Source organism: Mucilaginibacter sp. SG538B (assembly GCF_013376065.1).
In the GTDB taxonomy this organism is placed as follows: Bacteria; Bacteroidota; Bacteroidia; order Sphingobacteriales; family Sphingobacteriaceae; genus Mucilaginibacter; species Mucilaginibacter rubeus.
The window spans coordinates 832,965-853,002 of record NZ_JABMJI010000001.1 but is presented as its reverse complement, the minus strand read 5'-3'; the positions used below and the strand labels follow the sequence as shown (position 1 = coordinate 853,002).

The window sequence follows — 20,038 nt, the reverse complement described above, 5'->3', positions numbered from 1 at the left end:
ACCTTTCACAACATGACAAGCATTCTGTCAATTCTAAAATTCTGTAAATTCTGATCAAAACTCCAGCAACAATCCGCCCATGGCTGGCAGGCTTACTTCAACACCATTACGTATATCATCGGTATTGAATTTAGCGCCGCTTAGCAGATCGGTGAATTGTTTATGGCCGCTTTGATTTAATTTTGTTAACAGGTCTTCCGGAAGCTTTACGGTTAGTTTACGCTCACTCCGGTTAAAATTGGTTATTACTAATATACGTTGATTGTTGGTATAGCGGGCGTAGATATACAAACGGGTATCAAAGCCCGGCTGATGTTCATTAGCTATCATCAGCTCATAGAAAGCGCCCGATTTAAGAGCTTCACTATTGCGCACTGCGTTAAGCAGGTTATGATAAAAGCCGCGAAGCTTTTGCTGATCGGCAGATAGTTGCGCGCCATCGTACTCGTGATTATTCACCCATTTTTGATACTCAGGCACTCCCCAGTAATCAAAGATGGAAGTGCGGCCGTCATTACCGCTAAAGCCTTCGTTGCCTATAGCAGGTTCGCCTACTTCCTGGCCAAAGTAAACCATCACCGGGCCGGTATTTAAAGTGGCTGTTACGATCATGCCGGGAACGGCCAGCCAAGGGTTACCCGCAAAATCATTTGAAGCAATGCGCTGCTCATCGTGGTTTTCCATAAACCGGAGCATGTGCTCGTCGATGCCTTTGCTATCATGGTTCCAAACAGCATTGATTTCCCAGGTTGATGAGTTATGCTCATCGCGGGTAAGGCGTTTGATGGCATCGTACAGGCCTACCTTATCGTACAGGTAATCAAACTTGCCTTTATAAATATAATCGTTATATTTTCCTTTATCGTAAGCTTCACCAATGAATACCAAACCAGGATGTTCGGCTTTTAGTTTGGGGATCACCCATCCCCAAAATTCAATCGGCACCATCTCCACCATATCGCAGCGGAAACCGTCGACGCCTTTTTCGCTCCAGTAATGTAGGATATCATAAACCTTATTCCAAAGCGGGGGGATGGGGTCGAAATGACCGCGGCGATGATCCATGTAGTCAACACCGTAGTTCAGCTTCATGGTCTCGAACCAATCGTTGATTGATGGTGCAGCACTGAATACATCATTACCGGTTGCCTTAGCAGGATTTTCATCAAATTTTCCATCCTTCAGCGGGCTTTTAAACTCATCGCCTCCGGGATTATAGCCTGACGGCACAACAAAAGGCTGACCGGGCATATAGTAAAAATCATTGGTTGGGCTAAAAGCTTTGCTCTTATCATCATCCTGGCCAAAATCACGTACCCCGGCAGGCTTAACGTCCGAACCATAGGTACGGGCTACGTGGTTAGGTACCAGGTCCATCAGTACCTTTAAGCCGTTGTTATGGCTACGCTTGATCAGTGCCTCATACTCGCCGATACGGTTTTTAACATCAACAGCCAGGTCGGGATCGATATCGTAATAGTCTTTAATAGCATAAGGTGAACCTGCCCTGCCCTTTACAATATCCGGATCATCGGCTTTAATACCATATTGCGAATAATCAGTCATGGTTGCATGCTCAATTACACCGGTATACCAAACATAGGTAAAGCCCATTTTTTTAATTTCCTGAAGGGCCTTATCATTGATATCGTTCAACTTGCCTACACCGTTTTCCTCAATAGATCCATTGGTTTTATTAAGTGTGTTGGTATTGCCAAACAGGCGGGGCAATAACTGGTATATGATGAGCTTATGGTTGGTAGTTTGTTCCATGCGTTTTTTTGTATGATGTGGTTTTACCTGTGCCAACGTAATAACGGGCAACATTGTTGCAGCAATAAAACATGTAAAGATCTTATTGCCTTTCATTACGCTTCAACCAGTAGTTCATCATTGGCTTTCACCAATTGCTCTTTACCATAAACCAGCACTGTTGTTTCCACATCCGAAGCGTTTTTGATCTGCACACCTTCTTTGCTCACTTTAATATTCAGCAAGGCACCGCGGAAACCAATATGGAACGAAAATGACGACCATTTTTCGGGAATGAATGGCTGAAATACCAGCTTGCCATCTCGTACACGCATCCCGCCAAAGCCTTCAACAACAGCCATCCAGGTGCCGGCCATTGAGGTGATATGACAGCCATCTTCAGTATCGTTGTTGTAATCATCCAGATCTAAACGAGCCGTGCGCAGGTAAAACTCATAAGCACGGGCTTCATCGCCGAGCTTGGCAGCCAAAATAGCGTGCACGCATGGTGATAATGATGATTCATGTACCGTCCGCGGCTCGTAGAAATCAAAGTTGCGGCGAATAGTATCTATATCGTACTGATCTTCAAAAAAGTAAATTCCCTGCAATACGTCGGCTTGTTTAATGTAGCATGAACGCAGGATCCTGTCCCAGCTCCATTTTTGGTTGATAGGACGTTCGGAAGCCGGCAGATCTTTTACCAGGATCTGCTCTTTATCCAGGTAGCCGTCCTGTTGTAAAAACACCTGGCGTTTCTCGTCGTATGGGTAATACATCTTTTGGACGATATCGTTGAAACGGCCAAATTCGGCTTCCTCATTCAGGCTTACCTTGCTCACCAATGCGGCGTATTTTTCCGGATCAGCTGCTTTTATTTTATCAGCAACATCAACAGTATATTGCATACACCAGGTTGCAATAGTACTGGTGTACCAGTTATTGTTTACGTTGTTCTCGTATTCGTTTGGCCCGGTTACGCCCAGCATTACGTACTGCTGTCTGTCCTCCGACCAGTTAACCCTTTGCGACCAAAACCTGGCTATGCCTAACAATACCTCAAAACCGTAATCGCCTAAATAAGCTTCATCGCCGGTATAACGCACATAGTTATAAATAGCAAACGCAATAGCCCCATTACGATGGATCTCCTCAAAAGTGATCTCCCATTCGTTATGGCATTCGGTACCATCCATCGTAACCATTGGATATAAGGCAGCGCCATTTTTAAATCCAAGCAATTGCGCGTTTTCAATGGCTTTACCTAACTGTTTATAGCGATAAAGCAGCAAATTGCGGGTAACCTTTTGCGGTGCTGTTGAAAGGTAGAAAGGCACGCAATAAGCCTCAGTATCCCAATAGGTCGAGCCTCCGTATTTTTCGCCGGTGAAACCTTTAGGCCCAATATTCAGGCGGTCATCTTCGCCGGTATAGGTTTGGTTAAGCTGGTATATATTAAAGCGGATGGCTTGTTGTGCCGATACATCGCCATCAATAATAATATCATTGTGTTTCCATTTTTCGGCCCAGGCAGCAGCTTGTTCGGCCAGCATGGTATCAAAGCCTTTCGCACTAATTCGGGTTAATGTGGAATTTAACTGATCAACCAGTTCTTCGGGCTTATAGTTTTGGGATGACAGGTTAGCGGCGTATTTAATTACCGTAATACTTTCGCCCTGTTTTGCCTCTAAGCTAATCTTAGCTGCTACGTATTTTTCTTTTTCGATAGCCTCCGTAGCTGGTTCAATAACAACACCACCTTGCAGGATGTTAAACTTCATACCGGTAGCAACAACAAAGCCTGTTTTTTTGGTGCGCATTACAATGTAACCGCCATCGGTTTGTGTGCCCTTGCTTACCTCGTCCCAAAACTTTTCATCGTAGTTAGAGTCTTTGTTTACCACATCACCATCAATGGATGGTGTTAGCGTAATAGCACCGCTGAAATTTAACGGAGTAAACGTGTATTTGATAGCGCCTGCTTCATCATCGGCCATGCTGCAAAAGCGGATAGCCTCTACCTTTACTTCTTTACCCGACGCGGTTTTAGCATGAAAATCTCGTTTCAGGTAACCTTCCTTCATGTTCAGTTCCCGATGGAAGCTCATTACCTCGCATTTGGCAAGGTCAAGCTGTTCGCCATCAATTACAATATCGATACCTACCCAATTGGCTGCGTTAAGTACTTTGGCGAAATATTCGGGATAACCATTCTTCCACCAGCCTACACGGGTTTTATCGGGATAGTACACCCCGGCTACGTAGTTGCCCAACAGGGTATCACCGCTGTACGTTTCTTCAAAATTGGCGCGCTGGCCCATGCGGCCATTGCCTAAGCTGAAGATACTTTCAGAAATTTTATTGTAATGAGGATCGAAGCCTTCTTCAATTATCTTCCACTCATCAGCTTTTATGTAGTTTTTCATTTGCCCCCTCTAAATCTCCCCCTAAAAGGGGAGACTTTTAGTTTAATAGTTAATAGTTTATTATGCCTCCATGCAATTCAAAAGCCTTCTCCCTTTAGGGGAGGGTTGGGTGAGGCTTACAGTTTATACAATTTATCCAAAGTCATTTCGTCCAAACCTTTAATAACCAGGTTGGCGCCCTTAAGTACATCGGGCGAGCCAATGCCTACCACTTTCATATCCCCGGCAATGGCAGCCTCAACGCCAGCAATGGCATCTTCAAATACCACACATTCTTCGGGCTGAACGCTCAGGGCCTGTGCACCTGCCAAAAACACTTCAGGGTCGGGCTTAGCCTTGCTTACCTTGTTGCCATCAATCACAGCATCAAACATATCGGTGATACCAATTTTCTCCAATATGGTCATTGAGTTTTTACTGGCGGAACCCAGCGCCGTTTTAAGACCTACCGCACGGCAGGTTGTTAAAAACTCTTTGGCACCAGGCAGGATCTCTTCGGGTTTCATCTGGTTTACCATTTCCATATACCAGGTGTTTTTTTGAGTAGCCAACTGCTCCTGTTCGGCTTCTGTTTTGGTAACGCCACCCCAACCCAGGATCAATTGCAGCGAACGTACCCGGCTTACGCCCTTCAGCTGTTCGTTCTGATGTTCAGTAAAATCAAAGCCAAGCGAATTGGCCAGCCTTTTCCAGGCTTTATAATGGTAAACGGCAGTATCGACTATCACACCGTCAAGGTCAAAAATACAGGCTTTTATTGTATTCATTTTTTTGGGTAAAACACAGGGAATTAGTCCCCTAAGATATTATTTTAATGGGTAACACCGGGTATTAATTCTAACACTAAAGTTGTCTTGCCTGGTATAGTGACTTTATCCAGACCAATCATTTCATCCGTTAGTACATTCTTTGCTTTTTTAGCATCGCCGATACGCTCAAAATACCGTGCGGTAGTAGTTTCCTGTTCCTTATCGCTGCTGTTGAACATGACCATCACCGTTTTTTGGGCATCATATCTAAAATAAACATAAATACCTTTTTCGGGTACAAATTGCATCATTTTACCGGTTTGCAGGGCAGTAGTGCCTTTGCGATAATTAGCCAGCTTGCTCACATAATTAAAAGCGTCATTTTCTTTTTTACTGCGGCCTTCGGCGGTAAATTTATTTTCCTTATCGCCGGCCCAGCCGCCCGGGAAGTCCTCGCGTACCAAACCATCAGGGTTCGAGTAGTTTTTCATCAGAATCTCATCGCCATAATACATTTGCGGCACGCCCCTCATGGTCAGCAGCATAGCCATAGCCGATTTGTATTTGGTAATATCCTCCCCTACCATTGATAATAAACGGCTCATATCATGGTTATCCATAAATATGGTATTGCGGGTGGCATCCTGGTATAGAAAGTCCTGAGCTACTACCGAATACAAGCGACCAACACCGTCTGTCCAGCCATCGTTACCGTTAATAGCTTCATAAATGGCGTCTTTTAAAACAGCATCAGTTACGCCCGGTAGCTGGGTATCAAAACCCCGGTTAACCGTATTGCCCTGCGTAAAAAATGCCTGGTTAGCAGCCGACCATACCAGTGTTTCGCCAAATATGGAAAGCTTAGGAAACTCGGCTTTTACATCTTTCGCCCATTTGGCCATATAAACAGGTTCATTATAAGGATAAGTATCCAGCCTGAAACCGTCGATACCAGCATACTCCACCCACCAGATGTGGTTTTGGGTAAGGTAGTTTTGCACGTAAACATTATTTTGGTTTAAATCGGCCATGCGGTGGTCAAACCAGCCGTCCTGCATCAGTTTGCGGTCCATTGGCGAGGCGTGCGGATCCATCACCGCAGCATCCCTGAAGTTTGATTTGGTGTACGCTGGCCATTGGTGTACCCAGCTTTTCATCGGCATATCCTGTATCAGGTAACCTTCGGTACCCGCGTGATTGTGTACAAGGTCTTTAATAACCTTAAGCCCCATGCTGTGGCATTTTTCCACAAACTTTTTGTAAAGATCGTTGGTACCGTAACGGGGATCGATCTTATAATAATCGGTAACCGCATAACCATGATATGATGCGCTGGGTTCATCATTTTCAATTTCGGGGGTAAGCCAGATAGCGGTAACACCTAAATTTTTCAGGTAATCGAGGTGGTTCATAATACCCTGAATATCGCCCCCATGGCGGCTGAACATCGAATCGCGGTGGATGCCTCGCTCACGCATGTTATCAAATGAGTCGTTGGCAACATCTCCATTGCTAAACCTGTCGGGCATAATCAGATAGATCAGATCTTTACTGGTAACACCTTGCGCCTTGCCGACAGACCTGTCGCGTTTGTTAAGCGTATAATTATATGTAAGGTCTTTTTCGCCTGCTTTCTTAAATCTTATCGGGAACGTTCCCGGAATAGCCGATGAAAAAATTTTCAGGTCGATGAATAAATAATTCGGATTTTCAACTTTATGAACTGCTTTAAGCTTTACACCGGGGTAAGTAAGCACTACGTTACGGGCGGCAATATTGTTGCCATGCACAACCAGCTGGAGGTTGGGATTGCTCATGCCAACCCACCAGGACATGGGCTCAACACGCTCAAGTGCAGGCGTTTGTGCCTTTACACCCAAAGCAGCCAGCAAGCAGCATAAAGCGGATAGTAAGGTTTTTCTCATATTAAAAAATGATAAAAGGATAATTGGTTAGGTTACAGACAAGCCCATAACCACGCTCCAAATTTATAATAAAATTTATTGCTTGCATGAAAAAGTTACAGATAAGTTAATTACCGTTATATCCCATTGGCAGATAACAAATTTTATGGCTTTATAACTTACATCGTCGCCCTCTTGGCCGGGCGGGGCCAGTCACTTTTTCCTTGATGAAAAAGTAACCAAAAAATCAAGACAAAAAAATGCTTCCACCCACAGGCCATACTCCCCGGCCCGCTTTTTTATCGGGCCGGCGCACTTTTGTTTTGGAGATTATAACAGCCTTTTCCCTTATTAAGCTCTTCTCTTTTGTCTTTCATCCTGACTCTCATTGTCTTGCTTCCTAACTCTCCCTATCTTCCTCCGTCTGCAGGTAAGCTTCGGGTGAAAGCCGGCAGAACAATGGTGGCCTGTGCGGCTGCACGGGCATAGCAAGTTTTTGCAGACGTTGAGGTGCGCGCGGCCTAGGCAAAATAATTGCAGCCCGTGATCTGACCGATTTGCAGGGCAAAGGCCAAGGAGAGGAAGGCGGATTGGTCAGTACGGCGAAGAAGCCTGTCTGCCGACTTGACTTCCTGGTTACTTTTGTGTCAAGACAAAAGCAACAGCCACCCCGCGGCGATTGAGCGGGTCAATGTTTGTCAAATACAACCAAAGCTCTTACTACCCGAAACCTCCGCAAATTTGTTAATATTTTTTCTTGTGTTTATTTGGATTGATTACAAATAATACCAATATTTGTATCGTTATATGATTGCGACCACCGAACTAACTTTATGGACCGACGTTTTCAGCACCAAGACAGGTGGCGTTTACCAATGCGATACAGAGCGTTGCTGGTATGTCGATTTCGCCGGTAAGGTTGCCCGGTTTGATCATCGCAATTTCTTAAAATTACGCAAAGCCGTTTATGCCATCGACATTGAGCAAAAACTGCTGAACACCACTACTGATCCTGACGTGGAGATCATTTTCATCTGCGCCTGCGATCATTGTTATGTACTTTCACTGGCTCAGATCATCAGCCTGAAAGAACTTTTAGAAGGTACTTTTGTAATGCTGGAACTCAACCACATTATTCATGACCGCCTGCACAGTAACTCACTGTAATTTAGACTAATTATCAACACAATTTAGATTAATTTCATATTGTCTTTAAATTAAACTAATATGCCTTTACCGCATTATTATTGTACATAATTTCCTGCGATAAGACATATAACATTAATTTATTAAGATCATGAAAGACCTACTCCGCATAAAAAGCCTGATATCATCCGATATCGAAGCGCTTTTAAATCAACAAGTTAAAAAAGAAGCATTTTCTTCGTCAGCATATTTGGCCATGGCATCATGGTGCAATCGCAACGGTTATGATTTTTCGTCAGAATATTTTTTCAAACAAGCCGAAGAAGAGCGCCATCACCAGCTAAAATTTTATAAATATATCCTTGATATGGGCGGCAATGCTGTATCACCTGAGGTAACCGGCATTAAACAGGAATATAATTCATTCCGCGAAGTGTTTGAAGACGCCCTCGACCAGGAAATCAGCGTTACCAACGCTATCAAAAACATATATGCGCGCTGCATGAAAGAACAGGATTTTGTTACTATGGAATTCCTTAACTGGTTCCTGAAAGAACAACGCGAAGAAGAATATAAAGCCCGCCGCGCCCTCGAACTATTCGAAGTTATCGGCGAAGAAGGTACCGGCAGATGGCAGATTGACAAGCACGTTGGTCAGATAAAATATGATAGTGAGGCTTAAGCCCCACCCTGCCCTCTCCAGAAGGAGAGGTTTCCAGACGAAAAGCCTTTCGATAAACGAAAGGCATTTTTTTTAACATCTTATTTTAAGCAGGCCGTATCATAAATCAAATGATGCGGTCTTTTTTGTTTTGGTGGCTCTTTCCTTTTCATATGATACCTTCGGCATTATCTTGCAAAACATAAAAAAGCCGGCGATTGCTGGCCGGCTTTTTATAAGGGCAGAAAAAGCTTATTTTCTGAAATCGGTCGATTTGCTGATACTCTCGAAAGCAGCCAGGTCTTTCTGAACGGCTTCGATCTTGTTTTGCGCCATACCGAATGAATCCGAACCCAGGAATAAGTGCAACGGGCGCTCTTCCATTTCAGCCACCTTGATGAAGGCTAAAGCCGCATTTTCAGGGTCACCGGGCTGGTTGCCGATGACCTGTTCGTTGTGGATTACTTCCAGGTCGCGGGCTTCTTTATAGTCATTGATCGGGTTTGCCGCGGTGCGCAATGAGCCTTGCAGCAGAAAATTGGTCTTGAAATAGCCGGGATAAACGATGGTTGCAGTTACGCCCAGTGATTTTGCTTCAGCCGAAAGCGCTTCGGTAAAGCCGGCAACCGCGAATTTGGTGGCGTTGTATATACCCCATCCGGGGAAAGTGCCCAGGAAACCGGCTATGGAAGAGATATTAAAGAATGCACCTGATTCCTTGGCGCGAAATATCGGCATTACGTTACGGATCACATTCAGCGAACCGAATACGTTGACGTCGAAGTTTTTGCGGGCTTCGTCGTCGGTTAGTTCCTCCAATGTGCCGAGCTGCCCGTAACCGGCGTTATTCACAACTACGTCAATCGTGCCGAATTTAGCAACTATCGCAGTAATCGCTTCCGCTACACTGTTATTGTCGGTCAGGTTCACCTGCAGCGGAAGAAAATCATCGCCGCTGTGACCCACCTCGGTACGTAAGGCTTCTGCCTCCCTTGAAGTAGCCGCTACCTTGTAGCCTTCAGTTAACAACCGTTTTACCAAACTTAAACCTAATCCTTTTGAGGCTCCTGTAACGAACCATACTTTCTGTGTTTTCATTTTCTTGATCATTAATTGTATGGTACAAAATTGCGTAGGAAGGGCCTGAAGGAACTTATTCAAATCACAGGAATATTTGTGAGTTTCAAATATGAGTGGAAACAGCCGCATTTCTGCGGAATTCTGAAGGGGAGACAAGGGCCTTTTTTTTGAATAAGGAGGTAAAGGCGGCCTGGCCGGAGAAGCCCAACCCGTCGCTGATCTCATTGATACCCCAGTCGGTTTGCACGAGTAAGGATTTGGCCTCATGGATCAGACGATCCTGTATGTGTTCCCGCAGGGTCTTTCCTGTCTGGTTGCGAACAAGGGAATTCAGATAATTGGGGTGTACATGCAGTTGGTCTGCAAATTCAGCCGCCGTTTTAAGCCTGACGTAGGAGTCGCGTTCCTGTACCTGAAAGGATGATTCCAGTAAGGATAAGAAACGGTAGATATAGCTATAACCTTCCGGAGCCTTCGTGCGCATCAGGTTCTTGCCAGCGCGCCGGCTTTCGAGCAACAGCAACTGCAACTGTAATAAAATCGCCTGCTTTTTATCGTCGCTGTTACCGCGGTCTTCCCGGTGCATGGTTTCGAAATAACCGTTGATCGTGGCCGACTGTTCTTCGGTCAGTTGGATCACCGCCTTATCAGTCTCAAAGTTCGGGAACTGCCGGAACAACTGAAGTACATGGTCGGCTTCGAGCCCGAAGTAGTTGGGATGAATCAGGCAGAAATGTCCGCCTGTCTCTGCTGAGGTGGTTTGCCAGGACATGATCTCGTCGGGGTGCAGAAAAGCGATCTCATTCCGCCCCATTTCGTAGCGGTGAAGGCCGATGGTCAAAACTCCGGTGCCCCGGGTCATATGGAAGATCTTGTAAAATTTACGACGGTGCGGTGATATATAATCCTTAATCGGGTAAGTGTCCCGGTTTTGAATGACAAAGTATTGCGAATCAACCGGGTAATGCTCTACATTGAGTAATGGCTGCTGGTAGTTGTCCGCCGCGAACGTTTCCAATGGCATACGGGGAATCGTTGAATTTTCCATGGCCCGGTAATGTAATTTGATTCGGCGCAAAGTTAGTGAATTTTAATAGCGCCGTCCAAGCCCTACAAAGCCGGGGCTTATGATACGGCATCTTTGGAAGACGTCACTCAATCAGATCCATCAACTTCAACACCTCTTTAGGGTGATATTCTTTCAACCAGGTATTGCCGGGCTGGATACTGCACACAGGTGCATACTTACACCTGTCGGTGCATTCGGTTTCAATTACCTCCAACTCTTCGGGGCCGTGATGATGTTTAATGTACGATTTTGCGATCTTGTACATGTCCTTACCGCCTCGTTTTCCGCATTTGCTGCCTACGCATACGTACAACACTTTATCAGGTATGGTAAATTTGCTCATAATGGCAATTATTAAGACAATGTTAATAATCAGCAAAGTTAATGCTTTAATGTTCCAATTTAATCTGAAACGGGATTTAATTGGGTTTATAAGATTGAAAGGGCTTTATTATAATGCCGCTGTCCGATTTGATATGCATACGTCGACGTGATGCCGATGTTAATTTTTTTAATTGTGTATTTTTAAAGATAAATTTGAAATTCAATGCAGGGTTAAGCCAACCCGTTAGCATTAAGCAAAGCTAAGTATATGAAAGCAATTGAAATTATCTCGATCCCTGTAACCGACCAGCAAACAGCCAAAGCGTTTTACCTAAAAATGGGTTTTGAAATATTAGTTGAAGCTAACTTTGAAAAACAAACCTGGATCCAGATGGCATTTCCCGGCTCGCCTGTTTCCATTACCCTGGTAAACTGGTTCCCTGAAATGCCTGCAGGCAGTGTACGTGGCCTGGTAATTAAAACCGACAACCTGGATAAAGATATAGCAGACCTTAAAGCCAAAGGCCTTGAAGTGGGCGATGTTGACACAACCCCATGGGGTCGCTTTGCCACTGTTAAGGATCCCGACGGAAACGCGTTGAGCCTGCATGCGAAATAGAACCGGGATTTGAGGAGATTTCGGATTCCGGGATTTTTGCCGGTCAAATCCTTTAATGCTTTTCATTTAACCCGGGTTAATCTTCTTACTGTCAAATCTGATAAACCCTTTAATCCCGTTTCAGATACCCATATTTGCATATCAAAAATCTGCACATTAATATATGATATTTAAAAAGTACTCTGCCCTCCTCGTCCTCGTATTACTTATAATTGCCGGTTGTAATCCCAATAATACCAAACAATCCGATGCCGGTGTTTATAAAGTTGTGAAGATAAAAGACGGTGATACTTTGGATTTGCTTACCGGCGATAACCAGCAGGTTACCGTAAGGCTTGCCGAAATTGACTGCCCTGAAAAATCGCAGGCGTTTGGACAGGCAGCTAAAAAATTCACTTCTGATCTGTGTTTTGGTAAAGAGGTAAAATTAATTGGTAACGAACATGACCGCTATGGCCGTACCGTTGCGCAGGTGGTACTTATTGATGGCACTAATATAAATTATGCGCTGGTGAAAAACGGCTACGCCTGGCAGTATAAAGCCTATTCCAAAAACACCGAACTGGCTGCTCTTGAGCAACAGGCCCGTGAAGATAAACTTGGTTTATGGCAGGATGCCAACCCTACCCCACCCTGGGATTTTCGCCGGGAAAAGAAACAACCTAAGACAGACTCACTTCAAACTCCTAAACCTAAAAAACATTACCGCAAGCGTAAGCCAAGACTTGAATATGCAGCCTAAATGGTTAACTTTAGGGGCATCATCACCCAAACAATGAAGTTTACTAAAGCATTCATATCCATCTTTTTCACATTACTGCTCATCTGGGCACTGCAAACTAAAATAAGCGTCGTTCCACCATTAGGAAAATTCCTGAGCCCTGCTGATGGTTTTTGGCAAAATGCCGAGAGCAAGCACATTTTGCCAACGCTCGACCTGAAACTTAAAGGCTTACAGGGTAAGGTTACCATTAAATTTGATGAGAATCATATCCCGCACATTTTCGCACAGAACGAGCACGACCTGTACTTTGCCCAGGGATACATGACCGCCACCGACCGTCTTTGGCAAATGGATATCCAAACCCGGCAGGCAGCAGGCAGGCTGGCTGAAGTTATCGGCCCCAAAGTGCTGGATATTGATCGCTATCACCGCCGCATGGGAATAGTTTATGGCGCCGAAAAAACAATAAAGGCAATGATGGCCGATCCCGTGGTGCGCAATATGATCCTGGCTTATACCGATGGCATCAACAGTTATATCCACCAGCTAAGCCCGAGGAGTTATCCTATAGAGTTTAAACTCCTGAACTATGCCCCCGAAGACTGGAAACCTATCAACTGCGCCTTTTTGCTTAAGCTGATGTCGGAAACATTGGCCGGCGGCTCAAACGAATTTGCCATGACCAATATCCTGCGCAAATTTGGCCCGGCCGTTACAAATGATCTTTTTCCCGATTATCCTATGCACGAAGATCCCATCATCCCTACAGGGACAAAATGGGATTATTTTAAAACATTGCCCATTCCCAAACCATCTGCTAATTTTTTAGCCGGAATGGCAGATAGTACAAATACTAAGCCTCGTGTTGAAGGTATTGGCAGCAATAACTGGGCGGTAGCGGGCAGTAAAACAGCAAGCGGGTATCCTATTTTAGCTAATGACCCGCATCTTAACCTCACACTACCTTCTATCTGGTACCAGGTACAGCTTTCGGCGCCGGGTATGAATGTTTATGGTGTATCATTACCAGGTGCGCCCTGTGTTATTTTAGGTTTTAACAATAACATTAGCTGGGGTATTACCAATGTTGATGCCGACGTATTGGACTGGTACCAGGAAAAATTCAGGGATACCAAAATGGAGGAATACTGGTACAACAACAAATGGAATAAAACTACCCGCCGTGTTGAAAAAATTGAAGTACTTGGTCAAAAACCGGTTTATGATACAGTAATTTATACGCACCATGGCCCGGTTGTGTATCAAAACAATGCTCAAAAAGCCGATGGCCCTGATTTTGTTCCGGTTGGGCATTCTTTAAGGTGGATAGCGCACGAATCATCCAACGAACTGATGGCTATGTACCTGCTTAATACAGGCAAAAACTATAACGATTACCGCAAGGCGCTTACCTTTTTCAGCGCCCCTGCTTCAAATTTTGTTTTTGCCAGTAAAGACGATATCGCCATAACGCCAAACGGTAAATATCCGCTTAAATACAAAGACCAGGGGAAATTTATTTTAGATGGAACCGATCCTGCCGACGACTGGCATGGTTGGGTACCATTTGAGCAGGATCCCACCATTAAAAATCCGCCTCGGGGATTTGTAAGCTCAGCCAATCAGTCGTCAACAGATCCGTCTTATCCTTATTATATCAACTGGTCATTTGCACCCTATGAACGCGGTAAACGCATTAATGACAGACTTTCCGTTATGACCAATGCCACCGTTGATAGTATGCGCAAACTCCAAACAGATGTATACAGTATCCGGGCACAGGACATTTTACCAACCCTGCTTAAATATATCGACCCAACCAAACTTAATGCTGCACAACATAGTGCTTACGATCAAATCAATAAGTGGGACAAAAATTTTACACCGAATTCAATAGGTGCCACTGTATTTTCCAACTGGTGGTCGCAATTGTACAATGCCGTGTGGGGGGACGATTTTGCAGATAAGACCCTACAGAAGAACTTTCCTTCAGTAGATCGTACGGAAAAACTGTTACTTAAGGAGCCGACTTCTAAATGGTTTGATGACATTCGCACACCGGCAAAGGAAACCGCGGCGGACATCGTTAATAAAGCTTTTGCAGCTGCAGTAAAGGAAATTACCGACAGATGTGGTAAACCCGGAGCAAACTGGCAATGGGGTAAATTTAAAAAAATGGAGATAGCGAGCCTTTCACGCCAACCGGCTTTTGGTTCGGGTAATTTTGAATCGGGTGGCACAGCATCAACAGTTAATGCCCTTCACGACGGGCATGGCCCTTCATGGCGTATGGTGGTGCAAATGGGCCCCAAAGTAAAAGGTTACGGCATTTTTCCCGGCGGCGAATCAGGTAATCCCGGCAGTTTTTTCTATAACGATATGTTCAAAACCTGGAATGATGGGAAGTTAAAAGAACTGCTTTTCATGCAATCGGTAAGTGAACAGTCACCACGCATTAAATCAACTTATACATTAACCGGTAAATAATAGCACTATGTTGTTCTTCATCATACTTATACTTTCATTTGCCAGCGGATATTTTTTACCCTGGTGGATAGTTGCCGTCATATCATTTTTAACGGCCCTTTTTATTGGCACAACAGCAAAAAGTTCTTTTTGGCAAGCCTTTATAGCGGTTTTGATGGTGTGGATAGTACTGGCTCTCTTTAAAAGCATACCCAATGACCACCTCATGGCTACAAGGATAGCGCACTTATTCCATTTGCCTGGCTGGGGCTATATATTAGCTGTAACCGGCATTTTAGGAGGCTTAGTAGGTGGAATGTCGGCACTGTCCGGACTACTGCTTAAACGGGCATTTCAAAAGCATTAAAACAAAAATACCCGGAACTTAGCCGGGTATTTTTGTTTATCAGCGCATTGTTTTTAAAACGCGGCCAATGTTTCTTTTAATGTTTTAACCGCCTCGGTATTGCTGCTTGCCTGCGCAAAAATATCCTGCGAGGTGGCTTTGGCTCCATAATAAGCAGCATTTGAATCCTTATCAATGCCCAGGTTTGAGCCATTGATAGTTATCCCGGCAAACAAACCACGGCTGCGTGAGTATGAGTAAACCTCGGCCTGCAGCTTATAATCGGTACTTGCAGTCGAACTGCGGCCAACAGGACCGGCTGCTGCAGAAATATCTCCGCCGATAGTAAAATCACCATTCTTAACTTTGGTTAAAACACCTTTATGGCGGAACACCAGCACCAGATCAACGGATTGTACGCCGATTTGCAAGCCAAAGCTACCGCCTGTTAAAGTAACAAACACCGGATCGCTCCATTTGCCATTACCCAGTTTCACCATGGCTACGCCTTTACCGCGTTTACCGCCAATGCCAAATCCGGCATTGATGAGTTTGGGGATGATAACAATGCCTTCGTATTCTTCCAATAGCTGATGCGGGATGCTTTCCTTCATCTTGGCAAACTCTTTCAACACATTTGACGAATTATGGATGCGTTCTGTCTGTTTGCTGTCATCGGCCGGTTTTGCCGATATCATTACAAAAAAGAGACCTAACAAAACCGGGAGTCTCAAGAATTTTAATGTTTTCATGGGGATGGATGATTAATATTATTAATTATATATTCAATACTTAACTAACCCCCAAAACACGTACTTGTTTTTTTATTTTATGTAATAGGAAAGTCAAACACGCTCAATTTTGCATATAAAACAACATGCCTGGGCATTTCTGGCATGCAAATATTCAACATTATCATTTTCAGCAAATATTCCGCTGATCAGTTCATCAACATCGGCATCACCAACAAGCCGGGTTAAAACCATTTGCTGCGCTTTGCTGTAACCTATAAGCGACAGCGGGAAACTCTTTTTATTAGCCTTAATCTCCGGCGGGAAACGATAAATGTCGCTGTATTCCTCCACATCTTCAGCGTGAATAAAAATAGGTCCCGGCTGGTTATAGGCATTTTCGATTTCAAAAGGCGAATGTTTTAGCAACAGGCGTTTATCAACGTTACGTTCAAAGGGTTTAAGTGAAACCCGGCATGGTCCAATCCCGGTAGCCAGTTGTTCAACCACTTCGCCTCCAAAATCGTCGGTCATGGTTGTCCTTATTTTTTTGGCGAATGATTTTGATAGCGGTACAATTTTAAATGTGCTCATGATTATTGTTTTTTAGATAGATCAAAGTTCGCGCGATAAACAAAGCGTTTCAACCCGAAACTTGCGGAGTTTATTTATCCGAACCGTGATTTATAGGATGAAGGATTCACCGGATACCAATAAATAGTTTGAAAGCAAATCCGTTAATCCCAAACATCAGTTTAATCCCGGTTCAGATAATCTGCACATCTGAAATCCGCACATCTGCACATTTCCTTATCTTTGCCTCAATGGACAAGCCCGGAAAACAACAGGTATTTTCTATCGATACTGATGAACGATTTAATGAAACAGCCTTGCAGGTTTTCAATTACCAGGCACAGCATAACCCGGTTTACAGGCAGTTTATTGAGGGATTAAAAATTGATCCATCATCAATTACATCTTACAGCCAGATCCCATTTTTACCTATCGAGTTTTTTAAGTCACATACTATATTAAGTACCGGTAAGCCCGTCGAGGTAACCTTTACGAGTTCAGGTACCACCGGGATGATCACCAGCAGTCACCGGGTTACCGATATAACCTGGTATGAGGAAAGCTTTCGGCGTGCCTTCAATATTTTTTATGGTGATATCAGGGATTTTACCGTCCTCGCTCTGCTCCCGTCGTATCTGGAGCGTGAAGGTTCATCGCTCATTTACATGGTTGATGATCTCATTAAACAATCAAATCACCCGGATAGCGGTTTCTTTTTGTATAATCATGACGAGCTGTTTCATCAACTTAAAAAACAGCAGGATGCCAGGAAACCTACGCTTTTAATAGGTGTTACTTTCGGTCTGCTCGATTTTATTGAAAACTACCAGGTCAACTTCCCTGAACTGGTTGTAATGGAAACCGGCGGCATGAAAGGCCGTCGTAAGGAAATGATTCGCGAGGAGTTACACGCCATTTTGGGCAAAGGCTTTGGTGTAAAGCAGATCCACTCGGAATATGGAATGACGGAGCTGCTGTCACAAGCTTACTCCAAAGGCGACGGCATTTTCAATTGCCCGCCATGGATGAAGATCATCATCCGGGATACTAACGATCCGCTCAGTACGTTACAAACTGGTAAAACAGGCGGCATCAGCGTTATTGACCTGGCCAATATCAATTCCTGCGCGTTTATTGCTACGCAGGATTTGGGCAGGATTTACCCTGATGGCTCTTTTGAAGTATTGGGCCGGTTTGACCAGTCAGACATCCGCGGATGTAATTTGTTGATTGCTTAATACCATTTGAGAATCAAGACGTCAGGAATCACGTTTCAGGAAAACTTGATTCTTAACATTTGATTCTTGACTCTTTAACAGGTATAATTGTTATTTTTGCGCGCATCATAAATGCTAAAAATATGATTGAGAAATTTTTAAACGAGGAACAGGACCCTAAAACAGTTGAAAAGGTTTATTCACGCCTTGTTGATCTACTTTCTTCAGGCGAAGAGGTTATCTACATTGCCGTTCAGAAAAAGCCGCTGGTAAACCTTTTTCCTGATTGTATAGCTATTACCAACAAACGTGTATTGTTTTTTACCCCGGCCAACCTTGGGCTATCTATCAAGTTTGTTGATTTTGTTTGGAAAGATATCGTTGACGTATATACCAAGGAAGAAATTATCGGTTCCATTTTCAGCGTAAAAACCACCGGTGGCGCCGAAATGGCTGTTGACTACCTGCCTAAAGTTCAGGGCCGTAAATTATACCAGTACGCCCAGGAACGTAAGGAAGTTGAGCGTGAAGCCCGCCGTCAGCGCGACCTGGAGCAAAAACGTGCCGAATCAGGTGCTATCCAGCTGGAAAACTCGCCTGCCCGCGCTTTTGTAGCACCGGCATCGCCTCAGCCGTTTTCTCAACCAAATGGCTATACAGCACCTGCTGCACCGGTAACGCCACCCGCACCAGTCGCGGCCCCTGCTCCTGTTGTACAGGAAACACCTCCGCCTGCCGCACCAAAGCCTGATGAGCTTACCGAAAAACTAAAAAAACTAAAAACCCTGTTTGATAACGGTCTTATCTCGCAGGAAGAATATAATGCAAAAAAACTTGACCTCCTGAGTGACTTATAGTCTTTTGGGGGCATGGTATCCTTATAAAAAAGGAGGCTGTATCAATGTGTGATATAGCCTCCTTTTTTATCTATAGGCTGGCAACTAATCTCTAATCACCAGCCTCTAATCTCTAAAAAGAATTAAAGCGCTAAAACCTCTTTAACACGGTCTGCAGCTTCTTTCAGCAATATTGCCGAGTAAACTTTCAAACCTGAGTTATCAATCAGTTCTTTTGCTTCGGCAGCGTTTGTGCCCTGTAAACGGACAATAATTGGCACCGGGATATTACCGATCTCTTTGTAAGCATCAATTACACCTTGCGCAACACGATCGCAACGAACGATACCACCGAAGATGTTGATCAGGATGGCTTTTACATTAGCATCTGAAAGGATGATATTGAAACCTGCTTTTACAGTTTGCGCGTTGGCAGTACCGCCTACGTCAAGGAAGTTGGCAGGCTCACCGCCAGCAATTTTAATGATGTCCATAGTAGCCATAGCTAAGCCGGCGCCGTTAACCATACAACCTACGTTACCGTCAAGCTTCACATAGTTAAGGTTTGATTTGCTGGCTTCAACTTCGGTTGGATCTTCCTCATCAGTATCACGCATTGCAGCGTAATCCGGATGACGGTAAAGCGCGTTATCGTCAAGGTTTACCTTAGCGTCAACAGCTAAAATTTTATTGTCAGAGGTTTTTAAAACCGGGTTAATTTCAAATTGCGATGAGTCGGTACCTTCATAGGCTTTATATAAAGCAGCAATGAATTTGGTCATGTCTTTAAACGCTTCGCCTTCAAGGCCAAGGTTAAAGGCTATTTTACGGGTCTGGAAGCCCTGTAAACCAACTTTAGGATCAATCTCTTCTTTAAATATAAGCTCAGGGGTTGAGTGTGCAACTTCCTCAATATCCATACCGCCTTCGGTGCTGTACATAATTATGTTGCGGCCACGTGCGCGGTCAAGCAATACGCTCATGTAAAACTCTTTAGTTTCACTTTCGCCCGGATAGTAAACATCCTGTGCAACTAAAACTTTCTTAACTTTTTTACCTTCAGGACCAGTTTGCGGAGTTACCAATTGCATACCTAAAATATTGCCGGTATGTTCTTTTACCTGGTCGATGTTTTTGGCAAGCTTAACGCCGCCGCCTTTACCACGGCCACCTGCGTGGATCTGTGCTTTGATCACTACCCAGCTTGAGCCCAGGTCTTCTTTCAATTTTTGGGCAGCCTCAACAGCCTGCTCAACAGTATCGGCTACAATGCCTTCCTGAACTCTAACGCCATAGCTTTTTAATATAGCTTTACCCTGATATTCGTGAATATTCATGTTTTGAAGAATTTGCGGTAAAGCTACAATTTTGTTTGAAACGGTAAACAGCTTGTTTCAGTTTATTTGCCCTTATCG

General features: G+C 44.3%; 19 protein-coding genes. 8 read left to right on the top strand and 11 right to left on the bottom strand.

The window, feature by feature from the left end:
• Window positions 1-54: 54 nt before the first annotated feature.
• The 4 genes from FHW88_RS03280 to FHW88_RS03265 all read right to left on the bottom strand — a co-directional run bounded on the left by FHW88_RS03280 (window position 55) and on the right by FHW88_RS03265 (window position 6,852).
• Window positions 55-1,773, bottom strand: a complete 1,719-nt coding sequence (locus FHW88_RS03280) for an alpha-amylase family glycosyl hydrolase (protein ID WP_218117123.1) — start codon at window positions 1,771-1,773, stop codon at window positions 55-57.
• A 95-nt stretch (window positions 1,774-1,868) separates the two neighbouring features.
• Window positions 1,869-4,178 (bottom strand): glycoside hydrolase family 65 protein, encoded by a 2,310-nt coding sequence (locus FHW88_RS03275; protein WP_176623137.1) that lies wholly within the window; start codon window positions 4,176-4,178, stop codon window positions 1,869-1,871.
• A 116-nt stretch (window positions 4,179-4,294) separates the two neighbouring features.
• Window positions 4,295-4,945: a beta-phosphoglucomutase gene (gene pgmB / locus FHW88_RS03270; protein ID WP_176623135.1), complete on the bottom strand. Its 651-nt coding sequence runs from the start codon at window positions 4,943-4,945 to the stop codon at window positions 4,295-4,297.
• A 44-nt stretch (window positions 4,946-4,989) separates the two neighbouring features.
• Window positions 4,990-6,852 carry a glycoside hydrolase family 13 protein gene (locus FHW88_RS03265; protein WP_176623133.1) on the bottom strand — a complete coding sequence of 621 codons (1,863 nt, stop codon included), beginning with the start codon at window positions 6,850-6,852 and terminating at the stop codon, window positions 4,990-4,992.
• A 786-nt stretch (window positions 6,853-7,638) separates the two neighbouring features.
• On the opposite strand from FHW88_RS03265, the gene FHW88_RS03260 reads away from it, so the two are divergent.
• The gene (locus FHW88_RS03260) at window positions 7,639-7,998 is read left to right on the top strand and encodes a hypothetical protein (protein WP_176623131.1); all 360 of its coding nucleotides are present in this window, start codon (window positions 7,639-7,641) and stop codon (window positions 7,996-7,998) included.
• A gap of 130 nt (window positions 7,999-8,128) precedes the next feature.
• The gene (locus tag FHW88_RS03255) at window positions 8,129-8,659 is read left to right on the top strand and encodes a ferritin (protein ID WP_129569350.1); all 531 of its coding nucleotides are present in this window, start codon (window positions 8,129-8,131) and stop codon (window positions 8,657-8,659) included.
• 231 nt (window positions 8,660-8,890) lie between these two features.
• Here the strand turns inward: FHW88_RS03255 and FHW88_RS03250 are convergent, their stop codons facing one another.
• The 3 genes from FHW88_RS03250 to FHW88_RS03240 form a co-directional block, all read right to left on the bottom strand.
• Entirely contained in the window at window positions 8,891-9,736 is an 846-nt protein-coding gene (locus FHW88_RS03250) for an SDR family NAD(P)-dependent oxidoreductase (RefSeq protein ID WP_176623129.1), read from the bottom strand.
• Between the two features lie 85 nt (window positions 9,737-9,821).
• Complete coding sequence (locus FHW88_RS03245) at window positions 9,822-10,766, bottom strand: AraC family transcriptional regulator (RefSeq protein ID WP_176623127.1); 945 nt, start codon at window positions 10,764-10,766, stop codon at window positions 9,822-9,824.
• Between the two features lie 103 nt (window positions 10,767-10,869).
• Window positions 10,870-11,130, bottom strand: a complete 261-nt coding sequence (locus FHW88_RS03240) for a (2Fe-2S) ferredoxin domain-containing protein (RefSeq protein ID WP_091163031.1) — start codon at window positions 11,128-11,130, stop codon at window positions 10,870-10,872.
• A 249-nt stretch (window positions 11,131-11,379) separates the two neighbouring features.
• Here FHW88_RS03240 and FHW88_RS03235 point away from each other — a divergent pair, with 249 nt between their 5' ends.
• From FHW88_RS03235 to FHW88_RS03225, 3 genes are all read left to right on the top strand, one after another.
• Complete coding sequence (locus FHW88_RS03235) at window positions 11,380-11,730, top strand: VOC family protein (protein WP_176623125.1); 351 nt, start codon at window positions 11,380-11,382, stop codon at window positions 11,728-11,730.
• A 163-nt stretch (window positions 11,731-11,893) separates the two neighbouring features.
• On the top strand, window positions 11,894-12,472 hold the full coding sequence (locus FHW88_RS03230) for a thermonuclease family protein (protein WP_176623123.1): 579 nt from the start codon (window positions 11,894-11,896) through the stop codon (window positions 12,470-12,472).
• A 33-nt stretch (window positions 12,473-12,505) separates the two neighbouring features.
• A complete protein-coding gene (locus tag FHW88_RS03225; protein WP_176623121.1) occupies window positions 12,506-14,941 on the top strand; it encodes a penicillin acylase family protein in 2,436 nt (811 codons plus the stop codon).
• Here the strand turns inward: FHW88_RS03225 and FHW88_RS03220 are convergent.
• Complete coding sequence (locus FHW88_RS03220) at window positions 14,927-15,148, bottom strand: hypothetical protein (RefSeq protein WP_176623119.1); 222 nt, start codon at window positions 15,146-15,148, stop codon at window positions 14,927-14,929. The two genes, FHW88_RS03225 and FHW88_RS03220, sit on opposite strands and share 15 nt — an antisense overlap.
• Between FHW88_RS03220 and FHW88_RS03215 the strand changes: the two genes are divergently transcribed.
• Complete coding sequence (locus tag FHW88_RS03215; protein ID WP_167516217.1) at window positions 15,147-15,287, top strand: hypothetical protein; 141 nt, start codon at window positions 15,147-15,149, stop codon at window positions 15,285-15,287. The two genes, FHW88_RS03220 and FHW88_RS03215, sit on opposite strands and share 2 nt — an antisense overlap.
• Window positions 15,288-15,340: 53 nt before the next feature.
• Here FHW88_RS03215 and FHW88_RS03210 read toward each other — a convergent pair whose 3' ends face one another.
• Window positions 15,341-16,018: a lipid-binding SYLF domain-containing protein gene (locus tag FHW88_RS03210; protein WP_175490050.1), complete on the bottom strand. Its 678-nt coding sequence runs from the start codon at window positions 16,016-16,018 to the stop codon at window positions 15,341-15,343.
• A gap of 93 nt (window positions 16,019-16,111) precedes the next feature.
• Window positions 16,112-16,591 carry a DUF1203 domain-containing protein gene (locus tag FHW88_RS03205; RefSeq protein ID WP_176623117.1) on the bottom strand — a complete coding sequence of 160 codons (480 nt, stop codon included), beginning with the start codon at window positions 16,589-16,591 and terminating at the stop codon, window positions 16,112-16,114.
• A 230-nt stretch (window positions 16,592-16,821) separates the two neighbouring features.
• Here FHW88_RS03205 and FHW88_RS03200 point away from each other — a divergent pair, with 230 nt between their 5' ends.
• Together FHW88_RS03200 and FHW88_RS03195 are read left to right on the top strand one after the other, a co-directional pair.
• Window positions 16,822-17,808, top strand: a complete 987-nt coding sequence (locus FHW88_RS03200) for an acyl transferase (RefSeq protein WP_176623115.1) — start codon at window positions 16,822-16,824, stop codon at window positions 17,806-17,808.
• A 122-nt stretch (window positions 17,809-17,930) separates the two neighbouring features.
• A complete protein-coding gene (locus FHW88_RS03195; protein WP_090531464.1) occupies window positions 17,931-18,644 on the top strand; it encodes a PH domain-containing protein in 714 nt (237 codons plus the stop codon).
• Window positions 18,645-18,766: 122 nt separating this feature from the next.
• Here FHW88_RS03195 and sucC read toward each other — a convergent pair whose 3' ends face one another.
• Window positions 18,767-19,960, bottom strand: coding sequence for an ADP-forming succinate--CoA ligase subunit beta (gene sucC / locus FHW88_RS03190; RefSeq protein ID WP_176623113.1), 1,194 nt, complete (start codon window positions 19,958-19,960; stop codon window positions 18,767-18,769).
• Between the last annotated feature and the right edge of the window lie 78 nt (window positions 19,961-20,038).